The organism is Polaromonas sp. P1_E12, from assembly GCF_056405975.1.
The window spans coordinates 222,674-238,785 of sequence record NZ_JBFUBB010000002.1 but is presented as its reverse complement, the minus strand read 5'-3'; the positions used below and the strand labels follow the sequence as shown (position 1 = coordinate 238,785).

Annotated in this window: 16 protein-coding genes; 8 read left to right on the top strand and 8 right to left on the bottom strand. The window is 62.6% G+C overall.

The window, feature by feature from the left end; all coding sequences use genetic code 11:
• Positions 1–70: 70 nt before the first annotated feature.
• The 6 genes from AC1D13_RS06920 to AC1D13_RS06895 form a co-directional block, all read right to left on the bottom strand.
• Entirely contained in the window at positions 71–1,333 is a 1,263-nt protein-coding gene (locus AC1D13_RS06920) for an FAD-dependent oxidoreductase (protein WP_477665598.1), read from the bottom strand.
• Between the two features lie 416 nt (positions 1,334–1,749).
• Positions 1,750–1,974, bottom strand: a complete 225-nt coding sequence (locus tag AC1D13_RS06915) for a hypothetical protein (protein WP_477665597.1) — start codon at positions 1,972–1,974, stop codon at positions 1,750–1,752.
• Positions 1,975–2,133: 159 nt separating this feature from the next.
• Positions 2,134–2,979 carry a ZIP family metal transporter gene (locus tag AC1D13_RS06910; RefSeq protein WP_477689248.1) on the bottom strand — a complete coding sequence of 282 codons (846 nt, stop codon included), beginning with the start codon at positions 2,977–2,979 and terminating at the stop codon, positions 2,134–2,136.
• A 378-nt stretch (positions 2,980–3,357) separates the two neighbouring features.
• Entirely contained in the window at positions 3,358–4,269 is a 912-nt protein-coding gene (locus AC1D13_RS06905) for a dienelactone hydrolase family protein (protein WP_477689247.1), read from the bottom strand.
• 137 nt (positions 4,270–4,406) lie between these two features.
• Positions 4,407–5,207 (bottom strand): fumarylacetoacetate hydrolase family protein, encoded by an 801-nt coding sequence (locus AC1D13_RS06900; protein WP_477689246.1) that lies wholly within the window; start codon positions 5,205–5,207, stop codon positions 4,407–4,409.
• A gap of 155 nt (positions 5,208–5,362) precedes the next feature.
• On the bottom strand, positions 5,363–6,271 hold the full coding sequence (locus AC1D13_RS06895; protein ID WP_477689245.1) for a helix-turn-helix transcriptional regulator: 909 nt from the start codon (positions 6,269–6,271) through the stop codon (positions 5,363–5,365).
• A gap of 97 nt (positions 6,272–6,368) precedes the next feature.
• On the opposite strand from AC1D13_RS06895, the gene AC1D13_RS06890 reads away from it, so the two are divergent.
• The 4 genes from AC1D13_RS06890 (at position 6,369) to AC1D13_RS06875 (ending at position 8,981) form a co-directional block, all read left to right on the top strand.
• Complete coding sequence (locus tag AC1D13_RS06890) at positions 6,369–6,941, top strand: GbsR/MarR family transcriptional regulator (protein WP_477689244.1); 573 nt, start codon at positions 6,369–6,371, stop codon at positions 6,939–6,941.
• A 79-nt stretch (positions 6,942–7,020) separates the two neighbouring features.
• Positions 7,021–7,542, top strand: a complete 522-nt coding sequence (locus AC1D13_RS06885; RefSeq protein ID WP_477665591.1) for a thiol-disulfide oxidoreductase DCC family protein — start codon at positions 7,021–7,023, stop codon at positions 7,540–7,542.
• Positions 7,543–7,594: 52 nt separating this feature from the next.
• A complete protein-coding gene (locus AC1D13_RS06880; protein WP_457279998.1) occupies positions 7,595–8,017 on the top strand; it encodes a hypothetical protein in 423 nt (140 codons plus the stop codon).
• A 25-nt stretch (positions 8,018–8,042) separates the two neighbouring features.
• Positions 8,043–8,981: an SAM-dependent methyltransferase gene (locus tag AC1D13_RS06875; RefSeq protein WP_457279997.1), complete on the top strand. Its 939-nt coding sequence runs from the start codon at positions 8,043–8,045 to the stop codon at positions 8,979–8,981.
• A 55-nt stretch (positions 8,982–9,036) separates the two neighbouring features.
• On the opposite strand, the gene AC1D13_RS06870 is transcribed toward AC1D13_RS06875, so the two are convergent.
• Together AC1D13_RS06870 and polA are read right to left on the bottom strand one after the other, a co-directional pair.
• Positions 9,037–10,050, bottom strand: coding sequence for a M28 family peptidase (locus AC1D13_RS06870; protein WP_477689243.1), 1,014 nt, complete (start codon positions 10,048–10,050; stop codon positions 9,037–9,039).
• A gap of 33 nt (positions 10,051–10,083) precedes the next feature.
• Positions 10,084–12,915 carry a DNA polymerase I gene (gene polA, locus AC1D13_RS06865; RefSeq protein ID WP_457279995.1) on the bottom strand — a complete coding sequence of 944 codons (2,832 nt, stop codon included), beginning with the start codon at positions 12,913–12,915 and terminating at the stop codon, positions 10,084–10,086.
• 153 nt (positions 12,916–13,068) lie between these two features.
• On the opposite strand from polA, the gene AC1D13_RS06860 reads away from it, so the two are divergent.
• The 4 genes from AC1D13_RS06860 to AC1D13_RS06845 all read left to right on the top strand — a co-directional run bounded on the left by AC1D13_RS06860 (position 13,069) and on the right by AC1D13_RS06845 (position 16,107).
• A complete protein-coding gene (locus AC1D13_RS06860) occupies positions 13,069–13,416 on the top strand; it encodes a hypothetical protein (RefSeq protein WP_457279994.1) in 348 nt (115 codons plus the stop codon).
• Positions 13,417–13,466: 50 nt separating this feature from the next.
• A complete protein-coding gene (locus tag AC1D13_RS06855; protein WP_477689242.1) occupies positions 13,467–14,417 on the top strand; it encodes a homoserine kinase in 951 nt (316 codons plus the stop codon).
• Positions 14,418–14,554: 137 nt separating this feature from the next.
• The gene (locus AC1D13_RS06850) at positions 14,555–15,391 is read left to right on the top strand and encodes a BPSS1780 family membrane protein (protein WP_457279992.1); all 837 of its coding nucleotides are present in this window, start codon (positions 14,555–14,557) and stop codon (positions 15,389–15,391) included.
• Positions 15,388–16,107, top strand: a complete 720-nt coding sequence (locus AC1D13_RS06845) for a FecR family protein (protein ID WP_457279991.1) — start codon at positions 15,388–15,390, stop codon at positions 16,105–16,107. The genes AC1D13_RS06850 and AC1D13_RS06845 overlap by 4 nt, the downstream gene beginning before the upstream one ends.
• The last annotated feature ends 5 nt before the right edge of the window (positions 16,108–16,112 follow it).

Here is a 16,112-nt window from a genome sequence, read left to right as displayed (position 1 = left end):
ACAAAAAACGGTCGTTTGCCATTATGGGAAAAGCGCAATCAGCTATCAAATCAATAGCATTCACGACCATTCAGCCGGTATCGGAAGTCACCGGCTGCGCTGGTGAGCGCACATGCTCCGGCCGCACGCCCACGCCGACCGCATAGGCCGGCAGCGCCTGCAGCAGGGGCCAGCGCCGCATCAACTTCAGTGGCCAGGGCAGTGCCATGGGCGGGCCGTCGCGCCCCCGCGCCGCCAGTACCGGGCTGAGCAGGCGGTTCTGGATGGCGACCTGCACCGCCTGCGTGACGCGTGTGGGAAACAACCGCCGTCTTTGCACCTGCGCCAGAAAGGGCGTCAGGGCGGCCCGGTCCACCTGCGGGTTCGCCAGCGGCGCAGCCAGAATATTGGCCGCCGCCACGGCATCCTGTACCGCCAGGTTGATGCCCACGCCGCCCACAGGCGACATCGCATGTGCAGCGTCGCCGATGCACAGCAGGCCGGGCTTGTACCAGTGCTCCAGCCGGTCCACCGTCACACTCAGCAGCTTGATGTCGTCCCAACTGGCCAGGGTGGCGATACGGTCGGCAAAGAGCGGTGCTACCTTCACCACATCAGCCCTGAAAGCCTCCAGCCCCTGCGAGCGAACGGCCTCGATGCCGCCCTTGGGAATCACATAGGCGCACTGCCAGTAGGTACGGCGGTCAATCATGGCCAGGAAGATGCCGTTGGTAATGCGCCCGCCCGTCGTGGAAGGATCGCCCGGCATCTTGGGCAGGCGCATCCACAGCACATCAATAGGCGCACCCAGATCGCGCACGACCAGCCCCGCCGAACTGCGCACCGTGGACCGCCTGCCATCGGCGCCGATCAGGAGGTCCGCCATCACCTGCAAGGCGCCCCCGGGCGTGGCGACCTCCACGCCCGTCACCACGCCGCCCTGCTGGATCACGCCGGTCACTTCGGCGTTCTGGATAAGGCGAAAACCGGGATACAGCTCCGCTTCATCGCGCACAAAATCCAGGAACTCCCACTGGGGGATCATCGCGATGAATTTGCAGCGCAGGCGCAAATGCCTGAAGCTGGCCAGCACGAGTTCGGTGTTGCCGACCACGGCGCGCAACTCGCTCACTTCATCGTGCGGGCGCGCCAGAAATTTCTCCAGCAGGCCCAGCTCGTGAATCACTTCGAGGGTGGAGGGATGCACGGTGTCGCCGCGAAAGTCACGCAGGAAATCGGCGTGCTTTTCCAGCACAAGCACCTGCACCCCTGCGCGTGCCAGCAACAGGCCTAGCATCATGCCGGCCGGGCCGCCGCCGGCGATGCAGCAGCGCACATTCAGAACGTCGGCCATCGTGTCTCCCGGGAATGAAATCCCCCGACCATATCCAGACTTGATGGCCCTTGCAAGCTCCAGGCGGGCAGCCACCGCCCAGACCCGTCAACATTTCTTGCGGAGCTGTTTTCGCCTATTTCAGCGTCATTGGCATGGGGGTGGTCTGCACTTCGCCCGGGTCCGGCGGGGTGTCCAGGGGCGGCAGCGGCTCGGGTGGCGGAACGTTCGGGTTGGTGGCCATGGCTACTTCCGGCCTCCCTTTCCGGCGTCGTTGTGCAACTTGCCAGGCGACTGCAGAGACTGCGGCGGCTCCACCCGTCTGGGCAAGTCGCGGATCATCGCTTCACCTTTCTCGTCCCGGCCGTCGGACGGCAGGTCCGCCTCCGATGTCGGTTCGGGCTCTTCATTGCCCGGCCGCTTGCGCGTGCCGCTCATCACAGGCCCACCACCATCAAAGGCATGTCATGGATTGCCAGCGCAGCAGCGGCTGCCATGCTGGCGAAAACGGTAATGAAAAAAGCGATGTACGCGGCTGCGCGCGGGCGATGAAAACTACGCGGCTTGCGCTGTGGCGCTTCTTGAGCCAACTCGCCGCTGACATCGTAGGCCGAGGGGCGGAAAGCGCTGGAAACCGTGGTGGAGTCTGAATGGAAGTTCATGGCGGGCCTGCCTTTTGCACAGTGTTTTGCACAACGCAACGGGGCATCAGGAAGATGCTTGGCCTTATCTTCCCGCTCCGCCCGAAACCCGCCTATAGGTCGCCAGGCCTTGTACTTGTCAGGCGCCGTCTGACAGCAACCGCAGTTGCGCCTTGCCGCTCAATGGTGGTGCGCAAGGCTGCTGATCAGCGTGACCAGGCCGATGCCGATGCCCAGCCAGGCGATTTGCGCCATGGTTTCCCGGGCAGTGACGCGTTTTTGCAACTGGGGAATCAGGTCGGCCAACGCGACATAGATAAAGCTGCTGGACGCCATGATCAGGAAAAACGGCAGGTAGTCGTACAGCTGGTCGACCAGCGCATAGCCGACCACGCCGCCCAGCGCGGTGACGGCACCGGCCAGCGACACCTTGATGAAGGCGGCGCGGCGGTTGTTGGATGTCTGGCGCAGCACCACCAGGTCACCCATGTGGTGAGGCACTTCATGCACCAGCACCGCCAGCGCGGCGACCACGCCCAGCCGCAAATCGGCCATGAAGGCCGAGGCGATGAGGATGCCGTCGCCGAAAGCGTGCACGCTGTCGCCGGCCAGCACAGCCCAGCTGCCGCTTTTGGCTTCGCCATGCGTATGGCCGTGGTGGCCGTGGTGGCTGTGCGCGGCATGGACATGCTCTGTATGGTCATGCTGCGCATGCGCCGCCACCTCGGGGCCATGGTGTTCGCCGCCATGGTGCTCATGGCCGTGATGCCACAGCTCGGCCTTGTCCAGCAGAAAAAAGAAGACCAGCCCGACCAGCAAGGTGGCAAACAGTTCCTTGGCCCCGGCCTGGCTTTCAAAAGCCTCGGGCAGCAAATGCATGAAGGCCGTGGCCAGTAGCGCGCCGGCCGCCAGGCTGAGCATGTGCTGGGTGTACCGGGCCAGTACGCCAAAGCTGAGCAGCGCCGCCAGCCACACGCTGCCAATGCCTGCAGCCAGGGTTCCCACCAGGATTGCTATCAAAGTCATAGCTGCTTGCGCTCGTATTTATTGGGCTAAGGCCCGAAATCACTCAAAATTATCCGCAGAGGTTACACCACAGACGACAAAACCCCGGGCGGGCATCCAATGCCTGCGGCCGGGGTTGCTTCAATCTTATCAAGCCTGTCAAGTGGTTAGCCCCCACGGTCGCTCACTGCGTGTAGCTCCCTGCCCCCCGAGGGGGCCGCCCGCCTGCGGTCTGGCAAAGCCAGTCCCGCGGCTCATGCTGGCTTGAAGAGTTCAGGGCGCAATCAGTGTGGGGTATTTCACCAGCAGGGGCCGCGGAACCGGCTTTGCCGGGCCGCTGGCGCCGCCCCCTCGAGGGGGGAACAGGCTACACGAAGTGAGCCTGGACGGGGGTGCTTTTTAATTCACGCCGTGGGTTTTGAACCACTCAACAGCGCGCTTGAATCCGTCATCTGCCGCATCCTTGCGGTAGCTCGGGCGGTAATCAGCATGGAAGGCGTGGGGAGCTTGCGGATAGACCACAAACTCGGAAGCTGCTGCGGCCTTGTTGCCCTTGGCGCCGGCCTCGGCCAGCGCGTCCTTCATCTGGTTGACGGTGGTCAGCGGGATGCCGCCGTCCTGCCCGCCATACAGACCCAGCACCGGCGCCTTGAGGTTGGCGGCCAGGTCCAGCGGATGCTTGGGCGTCAACGCCGACGGCTGGCCGACCAGGCGGCCGTACCAGGCCACGCCGGCCTTGACGTTCTTGCTTTGCTCGGCATACAGCCAGGTGATGCGGCCGCCCCAGCAAAAACCGGTGATGCCCACCTTTTTGGCATTTCCGCCGTTAGCGGCTGCCCACTTCACGGCGCCGTCCAGGTCGGCCATGACCTGTTCGTCAGGCACTTTGGACACCACTTCGGCCAGGAGCTTGGCCATTTCGTTGTACTTGCTGGGGTCGCCCTGGCGCGCATAGAGCTCGGGGGCAATCGCCAGGTAGCCGGCTTTGGCAAAGCGCCGGGCCGTGTCGGCGATGTATTCGTGCACGCCAAAAATTTCCTGGATCACCAGCACCACCGGCAGGTTGGTCTTGCCGGCCGGCGCCGCGAAAAACGCGGGCACCTTGAAGCCATTGACTTCATAGGTGGTTTCGCCGGTCTTCAGGCCTTCTGAGGAAGTTTTGATGGCTGTCTGCGCCATGATGGGCATGGCGGTGGCGGCATACCCGACCCCCAGGGCCGTTTTGAGCGCGGTGCGGCGGCTGGCGCCGGCTTCGGTGGACCGCCCGGGCAGCAGGGCGTCGAAGTCTTTCTTCTGGTCGTGTTCAAGCATGGCGGTTTCCTCGGTAGATTGTGGGAGGTTGTCAAAAGGCAAACAGTCGGAGTCTATGCGGCCCCGGAAGTTCTTGCCACCGCGAGGCAATGACGCTGGTGTTTTCCCTTGCCCACCGCCCTGCCCCACACTCAAACTCAAACTATCTTGACACTGAGCTCCGGCAGGCCGTCGATATGGCATTCGATGACATCGCCCTTGACCACCGGGCCGACGTTTTCAGGCGTGCCCGAGTAAATGATGTCGCCGGGAAAGAGCTCAAACGCTTCGGACAGTTTGGAGATCTGCTCGGCCACCGACCAGATCATGTGGTTCAGCGTGGCCTGCTGCTTGACCTGGCCGTTGACCTTGAGCCAGATCGCGCCTTTGGTGTAGTGGCCAGTCTGCGCAACCTTGTGGATGGGACCGATGGGAGCCGACATGTCAAAGCTCTTGCCGATTTCCCAGGGCTTTTTCTGGTCGCCCATACCGCGCTGCAGGTCGCGGCGTGTCATGTCCAGGCCGAGAGCGTAACCATAGACACGATCCAGCGCCTCGCTCATCGGGATGTTGCGCCCACCTTTGGCCAGCGCCGCCACGAGTTCGACTTCGTAGTGGTAGTTTTTGGTCAGTGTGGGGTACGGGTGGTCTGCGATCTTGCCGGGCGGCACCACCTGAATGGCGTCCGTCGGCTTCTGAAAGAAGAACGGCGGTTCACGGCTCGGATCCGAACCCATCTCGATCGCATGTGCTGCGTAGTTGCGGCCTATGCAGTAAATGCGGCGCACCGGAAACATTTCGGCGCTACCCGCGATGGGAATGTAGGTCTCAGCCACCGTGAAAGGCGTGGCCGGCGCATTGGCCGCCGTGCCCGGCGTGGCGCAGCCGACGACGGCGCCTGTCGCCATCAGGGCGCCTGTTTGCAGAATTCCGCGTTTGCTCATGTCTGGGTGTGTCATGTGTGTCTCCTGGGATTGATGAAAGCTGGAGCTTGTTGTCGGGTGTTTTTCTCCAGCTATCGAGCTTAGGGTGCGCAGGCCGCGCGCAGGCGGACGCAATTACGCATTAACCGGACGATTCAATGCAACGCTGCTGCGCTGCAGCGGCAGCGGCTTCAGGTTGAACCGGAAATTTTGGCGCGTACCGAGTCGCGAAAAGCCTTGGGCGTCTGGCCGAAGCGCTGCCTGAAGCGCCGCGCGAAGTAGGCCTCGTCAGCAAAGCCCGAGGCATGGGCGATGCTGGCGATGCGCTGGCTGCTGTGCGCCAGCTGTTCCTGCGCAAACTCCAGGCGCCGCTCTGTCACCAGGTCGGTGAAAGTCTTGCCGGTTTCTTTCTTCAGAAGGTGCGCAAGGTAGTTGGGCGAGAGGAAAGCGGCCGCTGCCGCGTCGGCCAGCGTGACCTCGCCGGCCAGGTGCTCACGGATGTAGCGCACCGCGCGCTGCAGGCTGGCGCGCCGGCTGCCCTGCTGCGCCTGGCTGGCCGAAAAACGCAGCAGGTCGGCTTCGTACTTGCGGCAGACCATGCCTATCAGCTGCAGCATCAGGCCGCGAATCATCTCGATGGAGCCGAAGCGGCGATGCGCGTTCTCCAACGCGAGTTTTTCCAGCAGCGCTTCGATCTCGGGAAACTCTTCCTCGGAAAAATAGAAGTCAGCGTACTCCTGGAACAGGAAGGGCGCGAGTTCGGGCGCGCGGCTCAAGGGCACGTCTTCCAGATCCAGCGGATCCACATCGAGGCCGGGGCGCAGGAACTGCTGCGACATGTTGATGATGACGTAGCGCGAACCCTCGGGATGCGGGATCACATGCACGCGGTAAGGCAGGATAAAACTCAAATAGCCGCGCCGGAAAGGCCGCACCGTGCCGGCCACATTCTGTTCGGTGTCGCCCTGCAGACTGATCTGGATCTGGAAATACTCGTGCCGGTGCGGGCGTACCAGCGGCGGCCGCACCAGCTGGGACCGGATGTCGAAGTCGAGGTGGTCGGCCCGCTCGGACATGCCGTAGGTCTTGATGTCTGTCATGCGCCGTATTCTCGGGCTTGGGCCTACGTTGTTGTTTCTTTTCAGAATCCTTTATTTCTGTATTGACAGAAATTTCAGACGGCGTATATTCAAAGCCATGGAACTCAGCCCCGTCGCCCGCAAATTCGTCGTCCACTGGGGAGAAATGGGCACCGCCTGGGGCGTGAACCGCACCGTTTCACAAATCCACGCCCTGCTTTTCTTCCACGGCCGCCCGCTGCATGCCGAAGACATCGCCGATACGCTGGAAGTGGCGCGCTCCAACGTCAGCACCAGCCTCAAGGAGCTGCTGAACTGGAACCTGATCCGTGCGACCCATGTGTTGGGCGACAGGCGCGACTATTACGAAACCTCGCTCGACGTCTGGGAACTCTTTCGCACCGTGGTGCGCGAACGCAAGGAGCGCGAGTTTGACCCGACCGTGCGCATGCTGCGCGAGTTGGTGAAGGAAGACGGCTTTGAGGCGGAGTCCGCCGATGCCCAGGACCGGGTACGGGAAACGCTGCGCCTGATGGAATCCCTGGGCTCGTGGGCCGACGAGATGCTGCGGCTGTCACCCACCACGCTGGAGAAAGTGCTGCGCATGGGCGCCAGCGTGCAGAAGTTCGTGCGAGGCGACAGCGACGCGAAACTCATGGACCCCTCCGAACTTTTACCGCCCACTTTTTGATTTAGAGGACCTGGCCAGCTTTGGCCCTTTTTTTGACTATTGATTTCTGTTTGTACTGAAATTTCTAAAGGAGAGAAATATGACAAGCGCCCGCATAACCACCCGCAGCGTTCCCGACCTGGGCAACACCCGTTACGACAGCTTCAAGGCCGGGCTGGATCCCACGATTTATCCGCTGACCCTGTTCTACGAATCCGCCTGCCCGCTCTGCAATGCAGAAATGAGCAACCTCATGCTGCGCGACACCGAAGGCCATCTGCGCTTTGCCGATGTCTCGGCGCCGGACTTCGCCGATGTGCCTGCCGGCGCCACGATGCAAGACCTGCTGGACCTCATCCATGCACGCACTGCGGACGGCCGCGTGCTCAAGGGCGTCGAGGTGTTCCGGCTGGCTTACGAAGCCGTCGGCCTGGGCTGGGTCAGCTCGGCCATGCGCATGCCCTTGCTGCGCCCGCTGGCCGAATGGGGCTACCCGGTGCTGGCACGCAACCGCCACCGCATCCCGCGCGGCTTCGTTCGCCTGCTGTTTGAAGGCGCTGTGCGGCGCGCGGCCGAGCGCTCGGTCCTGGCGCGCTGCGACGCCGGAAGCTGCTCACGCTAAGCCGTTCCATCACCACTCACCCAACCATCCGAGCAAACGAAAGGAAATCATCATGAGTGCCAACCTGTTTTTTGTCTCCCTGCTGATCGCGCTGGTCGGCCCGGTCGTTGCGATCACTTACCTCAAGCCCATCCTCTACAAGGTGCTGCGCATGCTGTGCGACGCCGACGGCGGGGCCGAGTTCTGGATACGCTGCGCCTACCTGCTGGCGGTGTCCGGCACCTTGCTGCTGATGCTGACCTTCGGCGAATTCAATGACCGCAGCAGCGTCATCGACACCGTGCGGCGTTCGCTGTGGCTGGTGCTGGCGGGCGTGTTTGTCACCGTGGCGATCATTTCGCGCAATGTGTGGATGCAGGTGCGGCAATGGCTGGCTGCGAAAGAGCTGGCCACCCATGTGCAGGGCGCCCGGATCGCCAAGCCCGCCGAATCCGCTGTATCCGATGAATCCTCCACGGCCGGCTGGCCCGCCTGAAGAGGCTCATGAACGGAGAATCAAAATGATCACCGCAACGCCTGCCACCAGTCGCGTCATCACCCAGCCGGCCAAAGAAGGCGAAGCACGGCTGGCGGACATCAGGTCTTACTACAACGCCGTGGCCGACGACTACCGCGCCTGGAGCCCCGGCATGAACATGCACTTCGGCTACTGGTCCTGGAAGGTCAACCCCTTGGGCCGCGAAGCCATGCTGGAGCGCATGAACCTGGAAGTACTGCACCGGCTGGCCCTGCCAGCCAATGGCGCCGTCCGGCTGGCCGACCTGGGCTGCGGCGCCGGTGCCACGGCGAGGTCCATCGTCAAAGCCCGTAAGCACAGCACGGTAGACGCCGTCACGCTGGTGGCGCGGCAAATCGTGCAGGGAGCCGAACTCAACCAGGCCGCGGCCTTGCCCAACCAGGTCCGCTTTCACCTGGCCGACTATGTGGACACCGGCTTGCGCACGGGTGCCTACGACGGGGTCTACGCACTGGAAAGCGCCTGCCACGCGCCCGGCGCCGACAAGCGCGCGTTGGTGCGTGAGGCGGCTCGCTTGTTGCGTCCCGGCGGCACATTGGTGATTGCCGACGCCTTACGGCGCAACAACAAACCCCTGCCCGGATTCATGGAACGGATCTACAGGCTGTGGTGCCATCACTGGGCTGTGAACGAGCTGGCCGAGAAAGACGCGCTGCACACTGCGCTTGCAAGCCAGGGTTTCACCGACATCCGGTTTCAGGACATCAGCCTGCGCCTGGCGCCGAGTGCATTGCAGATTCCGCTGTTCGCCACGCGCTTTGCCTTGCGTGAACTCTGGCGCGCCCGCTTTCGCCTGTCGCCGCTGCGCCGCGGTCACATCGTCGCATCGTATGCAGCCTTCCTGCTGGGCGTGTGGTTGCCGGGGTTCGGCTACTACATGGTTACCGCGCGCAAAACTGCCGATGACCAAGCATCGCACTAAACCTGTCACAACACCCATCATTGCGTAACAAAACAAGGTGCAGGGGACAATAAACCTAACGTGCCGACCCCGCGACTGCAGCGTGCTGCATGACCACCGCGCGCACTCCATCGACGACTTTCGCCATGCGCCGGTAATCCAGCCTGTCTGCGGTGTCCTGCGGCGTGTGATAGGCCTTGTTCCGGTAGAAAGCCGTGTCGGTGACCATCATTCCCACATAGCCTTCGTTCCAGTAATTGAGGTGGTCTGAAAAATCGACACCCACCACGAAACCCGGCGCGTTGATGGAATACACCGGCAGGTCGGAGGCCGACTTCATCGCCGCCTTGACCTGGCGTGCGATGTCGCCGTCCTGGTAGAAACCCACCAGTGAAATGAAATTTCCGGTAGTGGGGTAGATCGCATTGAGAAGCCGCACGGGATGGTCCTGGCTTCCCGGCTCATCACTGAAGTAGCCGATGCACTCGAGCGACAACATGAGGTATGCGCGCTTGCCGGACTCTGCGAGAGACCGGGCGTGAATGGCGCTGCCCATGTAAGGTGTGCGGAAAAAAGGAGGCTCTTCATTCGTGTAGATCACCAGTTCTACCCGCTGGCGGAAAGATTGGCCCTTGAGCAAGCGTGCCAGCTCAACGAGGCCCGCCACGCCGCTGGCATTGTCGTCCGCGCCGGGCTGCTCACCAGCCACGTCATAGTGCGCACCCACCACCATCACCTCAGGTGTATCAGGACCCAGCTTCACGACCAGGTTGCGGTATGGCCTGCCTTTGGCCGTGAAGCGTTGGCTCTCCACCTGAAGACCCAGTCCGGAAAGCTGTGACTCCAGATAGACGGCAGCACCTTCAAGCCGGGTTCCGTTATCAAACGTGCGGTTCGGAAAATCGGTGGAGAGTTTGTAGACCAGTTGCTTCAGTCTCGCGGCGGATGCCGTTTGCGAAGCAGGTGCTGGCGTCTCGCCAGCCGGCACAAGCGGCTGGGTCAACCGGTACCAGGCATAGCCTGCCGCGGCGCCAGCCATCAGCAAGGGCAGGACAACACCAGCGACGAGGATTTTCCAGCCCCGCCTCACACACAGCCCCATCGCAGGGAAAATGGAGCCGGCTTAATGTGCCTTGTCCCAGTTGGGCCCAACGCCAATCTCCGCCAGCAACGGCACTTTCAGCTCAGCGACGCTGGCCATCAGGCGCGGGATCTCGGTACGCAGCCACTCGACCTCTGCCTCCGGCACTTCAAACACCAGTTCGTCGTGCACCTGCATGATCATTTTGGTGGCGCGCTTTTCTTCGTCAAGCACCTGCTGCACCTTGTTCATGCTGAGCTTGATCAGGTCGGCCGCCGTGCCCTGCATGGGCGCGTTGATGGCCTGCCTTTCCGCGGCCTTCTTGCGTGGCCCGTTGCCGCCGGTGATTTCCGCCAGGTACAGCTGCCGGCCAAATACGGTTTCGACGTAGTGGTGTTCCTGGGCAAACGCCACGGTCTGGTCCATGTAGTTCTTGACGCCGGGATAGCGCTGAAAATACTTGTCGATGTAGGCCGCCGCGGCCTTGGTTTCGATGCCAAGGTTGCGCGCCAGCCCGAAACTGCTCATGCCGTAAATCAGGCCGAAGTTAATGACCTTGGCGTAGCGGCGCTGCTCGCTGCTGACCTGGTCGACCGCCACCCCGAACACCTCGGCGGCCGTGGCACGGTGCACGTCCAGGCCGTCGGTGAAGGCGCGCAGCAGTGCTTCATCGCCGCTCAGATGCGCCATGATGCGCAGCTCGATCTGCGAATAGTCAGCGCTGGCGATCACGCTGCCTGCAGGCGCGATAAAGGCCTCACGTACGCGCCGGCCTTCTGCCGTGCGAATGGGAATATTCTGCAGGTTGGGGTCGTTGCTGGAAAGCCGCCCCGTGACCGCGACGGCCTGCGCGTAATGCGTGTGCACGCGGCCGGTACGGGGCAACGCCAGCTGCGCGAGCTTGTCGGTGTAGGTACCCTTGAGTTTGCTCAGCGAGCGGTGCTCCAGCAGCTTGGCAGGTAGCGGGTAGTCTTCGGCCAGCTTTTCCAGCACCTCCTCGTCGGTGCTGCGTGCGCCACTGGGGGTTTTCTTGATGACCGGCATGCCGAGCTTGTCGAAAAAAATCTCGCCGAGCTGCTTGGGACTGCCCAGGTTGAAGGGCTGACCGGCGATCTCATAGGCCTCGGCTTCCAGCTGAATGATGCGCTGGCCCAGCTCGTGGCTCTGCGCGGCCAGCGTGGGCGCATCGATCATCACGCCGTTGCGCTCAATGCGGTACAGCGTTTCGCTGCTCTGCATTTCCAGTTCATAGATAAAACGCAGTTTCTCGTCGGCCTCCAGCCGCGGCCACAGCACACGGTGCACGTCCAGCGTCTGGTCGGAGTCTTCACAGGAGTATTCGGCGGCCTTGGCGATGTCGACCTGGTTGAACTTGATCTGGTGCGCGCCCTTGCCGCACAGGTCTTCATAGTTGATGCCGCTGCGGCCCACATGCCGCTCGGCCAGGCTGGCCAGGCCGTGCGGCTTGGTCACTTCCAGCACATAGCTTTGCAGCATGGTGTCGTGCGCATAGCCCTGCACTTCCACGCCGTGGTTGGCAAACACATGGCGGTCATATTTGACGTGCTGGCCCAGCTTGGCTTTGCTCGGGTTTTCCAGCCAGGGTTTCAGGCGCGCCAGCACATCGTCGCGCGGCAGCTGGGCGGGTGCATCAGGGTAATCGTGTGTGAGCGGGATGTAGGCCGCCTCGCCGGGCGTGACACTGAAACTCAGGCCGACGATTTCCGCCAGCATTTCGTCGAGCGAGGTGGTTTCGGTGTCCAGCGCCACCAATTCTGCCGCTTCGATCTTTGCCAGCCAGCGATCAAACGCTTCCCAGGTCAGCACCGTGTCGTAGTTCAGGTTGCTGGCGCGTTCGGCCGGTGGCGTATCGGTCAGGGGCGCTTCGTCAAACAGGCCCGGCGAATCCGAACGGCCGCCTGGACCGCCGGCGGGCACGGGCTTGTGCCTGCCTTCAGGTCCGCCAATCAATTCCGGCGGCGTGCTTTCGATTTCGATCTGCTTGACCAGGCCTTTGAAACCATACTTTTCATAAAAGGCTTTCAGGGGTTCCGTCTGCTGGCCGCCGATGGTGATGGCATCCAGGGCGGGCAGGCCGGGGATGTAGCCGTCCAGTTCGCAGTCCTTCTTGATGGTCAGCAGCTCACGGCCTTTGGGCAGCCAATCGAGTGACTGGCGCAGGTTCTCACCCACCACGCCCTTGATCTCGCCGGCGCGTGCCACCAGCGCATCAAGCGAGCCGTATTCGAGCAGCCACTTCACGGCCGTCTTGGGGCCGACCTTGGGCACGCCGGGCACGTTGTCGACCGCGTCGCCGACCAGGGCCTGGTAATCCACCATGAGCCGCGGCGGTACGCCGAATTCAGCCTCCACCCCGGCCAGGTCGCGCCGGCGGTCGTTCATGGTGTCGATGACGGTGATGTTTTCGTCGACCAGCTGGCTCAAGTCCTTGTCGCCGCTGGAGATGATGACTTCGATCCCCTGAGTTGAAGCCATGCAGGCGAGCGTTCCGATCACGTCGTCGGCCTCCACGCCGGGCACGTCCAGCACTTTCCAGCCCAGCAGGCGCACTACTTCGTGGATGGGTTCGACCTGGCTACGCAGGTCGTCGGGCATGGGTGAGCGCTGGGCCTTGTATTCAGGGTACAGCGCATCGCGAAATGTCGGCCCTTTGGCATCGAACACGCAGGCAGCGAAGTCAGCGCGCACGTCCTTGCGCAGCTTTTGCATCATGTTGACCATGCCGCGTATGGCGCCCGTGGCCGGGCTGGCCGGGTCGCCCGGGTTGGCGCGCAGGTCGGGCATGGCATGAAAGGCGCGGTACAGGTAGCTGGAGCCGTCCACCAGCAGCAGTGTTTTTTTGTCGGTACTCATGAAGCCGATTGTCGGGGATATCGGCCCGCCGCTGCCCGCGGCGCCGATAGCGCCCCGCGCTGGCCTGTGGGGAAGCTTTCCGCCTACAGCCGCAGCCCCCTTATTACGACATGCCGGGCTTGTCGGCCGGGCCCTGCGGCCTACAATGCAGGCATGAACCACGCTTTCCGCCCTCTTCTTGCCGCCGCGTTTGCGGTGCTGCCGCTGGCTGCGGCCATGGCTCAAGCGCCTGCACAAAACGCAGTGCCGCCCGTGACCGCGGAGGCCCCGGCGCCTGCAGGCCGGCCGGACAAGGCGATCCAGCGCATTCGCACTGAAGACGCGGGCAGCCGGATCGACGAACTCCGTGTGGGCGGCGAAACGCAGCAAATCCTGGTCCAGCCCAAAGTCGGCGGTGCGGCTTACGAAATCAAGCCCGCAGAAGGCGCCCGGGGCACCGCCCCCGCGTCGACCAACAACGACACCAACGGCTCACGCGTCTGGAACGTGCTGAAGTTCTGATTTTTCGCAGCCCCCACGTACTCCAAGAACTCCAGGATCCAGTTTCAGGCATGGCCGTATATACCGAAGTCTCGTTTGACGAGGCTGCAGCGTTCTTGAACGCCCTGAATCTGGGGCAGCTGCAACATATCAAAGGTGCCGCAGGCGGCATCGAAAACACCAACTACTTTGTCGACACCGACCAGGGCCAGTATGTACTGACCCTGTTTGAGCGCCTGACATTCGAGCAGTTGCCGTTTTACCTGCACTTGATGAAGCACCTGGCGGCGCACGGTATTCCGGTGCCAGATCCGGCAGCCGACCCCAAAGGGAACATTCTTCACCGCCTGAAGGACAAACCGGCCTCCGTCGTCAACAAGCTGCGCGGCCACAGTGAGCTGGCACCTACTGCCGGCCACTGCGCAGGCGTCGGGGAAACACTGGCACGCATGCACCTCGCAGGCCTCGAATACCCGCGGCGCCAGCCCAACCTGCGGGGCCTGGCCTGGTGGAACGAGACCGTTCCGGTCGTGCTGCCCTACATAACACCCGAGCAGCGCAGCCTTATTTTGGGCGAGCTGGCCTACCAGAACCATGTAGCGGCTTCATCCGCCTTTGGCAGCCTGCCGCGCGGCGCCATACACGCCGACCTCTTTCGCGACAACGTGATGTTCGAAGACGGCAGGCTCACTGGTTTTTTTGATTTTTACTTCGCCGGCTGCGACACCTTCCTGTTCGACATTGGTGTATGCCTCAACGATTGGTGCATAGACCTGGAAACCGGTGCGCAGGACGAAACCCGTTCGGCGGCCTTCATGAAGGCTTACGAAAGCGTGCGTCACCTGACGCCGCAGGAGCGCAGGCTCCTGCCAGCCATGCAGCGCGCCGGAGCCCTGCGCTTTTGGCTATCGCGGCTGTGGGACTGGCATTTGCCCCGTGAAGCCGCAGTGCTCAAGCCGCACGACCCCAGCCATTTCGAGCGTGTCCTGCGCGAGCGGCTCACGCACCCATACGTCCTCTAGCCCAAGCCACCCCGCGGGCCTGATTGCCCTTCGGCCAAGGCCTGTGTGAGGGCCAGCGCCAAGCATCGCTGCTTTCAGGCAAACTGCCCTTCTGCAATCGCCCGGTTTCGTCCGGCTCTCTTTTCCCGCTGAAGACCATGAAACTTAATATTGTTCCCGCAAGCACCGGCATGACCTGGGTCAGGTTGGGCATCAAGACTTTCATGCAGCAGCCGCTGGCCATGTCGGGCCTGTTTTTCCTGTACCTGGCCGCAGTCACGGTGCTTTCCTTGCTGCCGTTTTTCGGACTGATCCTGGCGCTGATGATTGTTCCCGCTGCCATGCTGGGCCTGATGGCCGCCACACAGGAAGCCGTGAAGGGAAAATTTCCCATGCCCACGGTGCTCCTCAGCGCTTTTCGCGCGGGACGCGAGCGCTTGGGCGCGATGCTTGTCCTTGGCGCGATCTATGCGGCGTTCTGCGTGCTGATCAACTGGATCGTACCGATGCTGGTGGATCCCCCGGTTGCCGCCGACGCGAGCCGCGAGGCGATGATGACGCCGCAGTTCCAGCTGGCCATGGCCAAGAACATGTCGGTGTCCCTGCTGCTGTACCTGCCGGTGCTGCTGCTGTTCTGGCACGCACCCGCCCTGGTTCACTGGCACGGCATTTCTCCGGTCAAAAGCCTCTTTTTCAGCGTTGTCGCCTGCGTTCGCAACGCGGGGGCCTTCCTCATGTTCGGGCTGGGCTGGCTCGGCGTATCCATGGGCATGGCCATCGTGCTGAGCGTGCTTGCCGGCCTGACAGGCAGCGCCGAGTTCATGGCCGCGGCAATGATGCCCCTGGGCTTGCTCATTGCAGCCATGTTTTCCACCTCGATTTACTTCACGTTTCGTGATAGCTTCGTGGCCACGCTACCCGGTGACTCGCCGGACGGCGCCAATAACCCGGAAAACACCAACAACGACCCCGCTACCCCAGGAGATTCTTCATGACCCAGCACCAGCTGCAAGGCCGTACCGAACAGGAAATTTTGTGGTTTCAACGGCGTGACACGCTCAAGGCGGCAGCCGCCTGGGTGGCAATGGGGGGATTGCCGGCCGCTATGGCCCAGCAGCGAAGCAACATCGTCGAGCTCCGGGGCGATGCCCTGCTCAACGGCAACCGGCTGCAGACCGGCCAAACCATCCTGACCGGCGACCAGATTCAGACCGGCCCGGGTTCCAACCTGATGTTTGTCATCGGCAACTCGGCATTCCAGGTGCGTGAGAACTCCATGATGAAGGTGGAACGCGGCAGCTCGCTCAGTACCGTGAGCCTGCTGCGCCTGCTCACGGGCGCCGTGGTCAGCGTCTGGGGCAAGGGCAGCAGCCGCGCCATTGTCCTGCCCACGCTGACGGCCGGCATACGCGGCACGGGCGTCTATGCCGAGGTCTTCGCCGACCAGGGCAACCGCAGCTATTTCTGCAACTGCTATGGTACGGTTGACATGGAGTCGAACGGGGAAAAGACCGTGTCACAGTCAAGTTACCACCAGTCATTCTGGGGCGAAGTGGAGCCCAAAAACGGCCGCCGCCTCACCCCCGCCAACGCGATCAATCACAGTGACGAGGAACTGGAATTCCTCGCCGGCCTGATCGATCAGCGGACCTCCTGGCAAATTGCAGGCAGGAAAGGCATCAAGGACGGTAGCGGAAAAATGACCTACTGACCCGG

Bases quoted from the DNA above. Each gene is read 5' to 3' on its own strand.
- AC1D13_RS06915 (WP_477665597.1), bottom strand. From the start codon at position 1,974: ATGAACTTCCATTCAGACTCCACCACGGTTTCCAGCGCTTTCCGCCCC.
- AC1D13_RS06875 (WP_457279997.1), top strand. From the start codon at position 8,043: ATGATCACCGCAACGCCTGCCACCAGTCGCGTCATCACCCAGCCGGCC.
- polA (WP_457279995.1), bottom strand. From the start codon at position 12,915: ATGAGTACCGACAAAAAAACACTGCTGCTGGTGGACGGCTCCAGCTAC.
- AC1D13_RS06880 (WP_457279998.1), top strand. From the start codon at position 7,595: ATGAGTGCCAACCTGTTTTTTGTCTCCCTGCTGATCGCGCTGGTCGGC.
- AC1D13_RS06905 (WP_477689247.1), bottom strand. From the start codon at position 4,269: ATGCTTGAACACGACCAGAAGAAAGACTTCGACGCCCTGCTGCCCGGG.
- AC1D13_RS06890 (WP_477689244.1), top strand. From the start codon at position 6,369: ATGGAACTCAGCCCCGTCGCCCGCAAATTCGTCGTCCACTGGGGAGAA.
- AC1D13_RS06850 (WP_457279992.1), top strand. From the start codon at position 14,555: ATGAAACTTAATATTGTTCCCGCAAGCACCGGCATGACCTGGGTCAGG.
- AC1D13_RS06845 (WP_457279991.1), top strand. From the start codon at position 15,388: ATGACCCAGCACCAGCTGCAAGGCCGTACCGAACAGGAAATTTTGTGG.
- AC1D13_RS06860 (WP_457279994.1), top strand. From the start codon at position 13,069: ATGAACCACGCTTTCCGCCCTCTTCTTGCCGCCGCGTTTGCGGTGCTG.
- AC1D13_RS06910 (WP_477689248.1), bottom strand. From the start codon at position 2,979: ATGACTTTGATAGCAATCCTGGTGGGAACCCTGGCTGCAGGCATTGGC.
- AC1D13_RS06885 (WP_477665591.1), top strand. From the start codon at position 7,021: ATGACAAGCGCCCGCATAACCACCCGCAGCGTTCCCGACCTGGGCAAC.
- AC1D13_RS06855 (WP_477689242.1), top strand. From the start codon at position 13,467: ATGGCCGTATATACCGAAGTCTCGTTTGACGAGGCTGCAGCGTTCTTG.
- AC1D13_RS06900 (WP_477689246.1), bottom strand. From the start codon at position 5,207: ATGACACACCCAGACATGAGCAAACGCGGAATTCTGCAAACAGGCGCC.
- AC1D13_RS06920 (WP_477665598.1), bottom strand. From the start codon at position 1,333: ATGGCCGACGTTCTGAATGTGCGCTGCTGCATCGCCGGCGGCGGCCCG.
- AC1D13_RS06895 (WP_477689245.1), bottom strand. From the start codon at position 6,271: ATGACAGACATCAAGACCTACGGCATGTCCGAGCGGGCCGACCACCTC.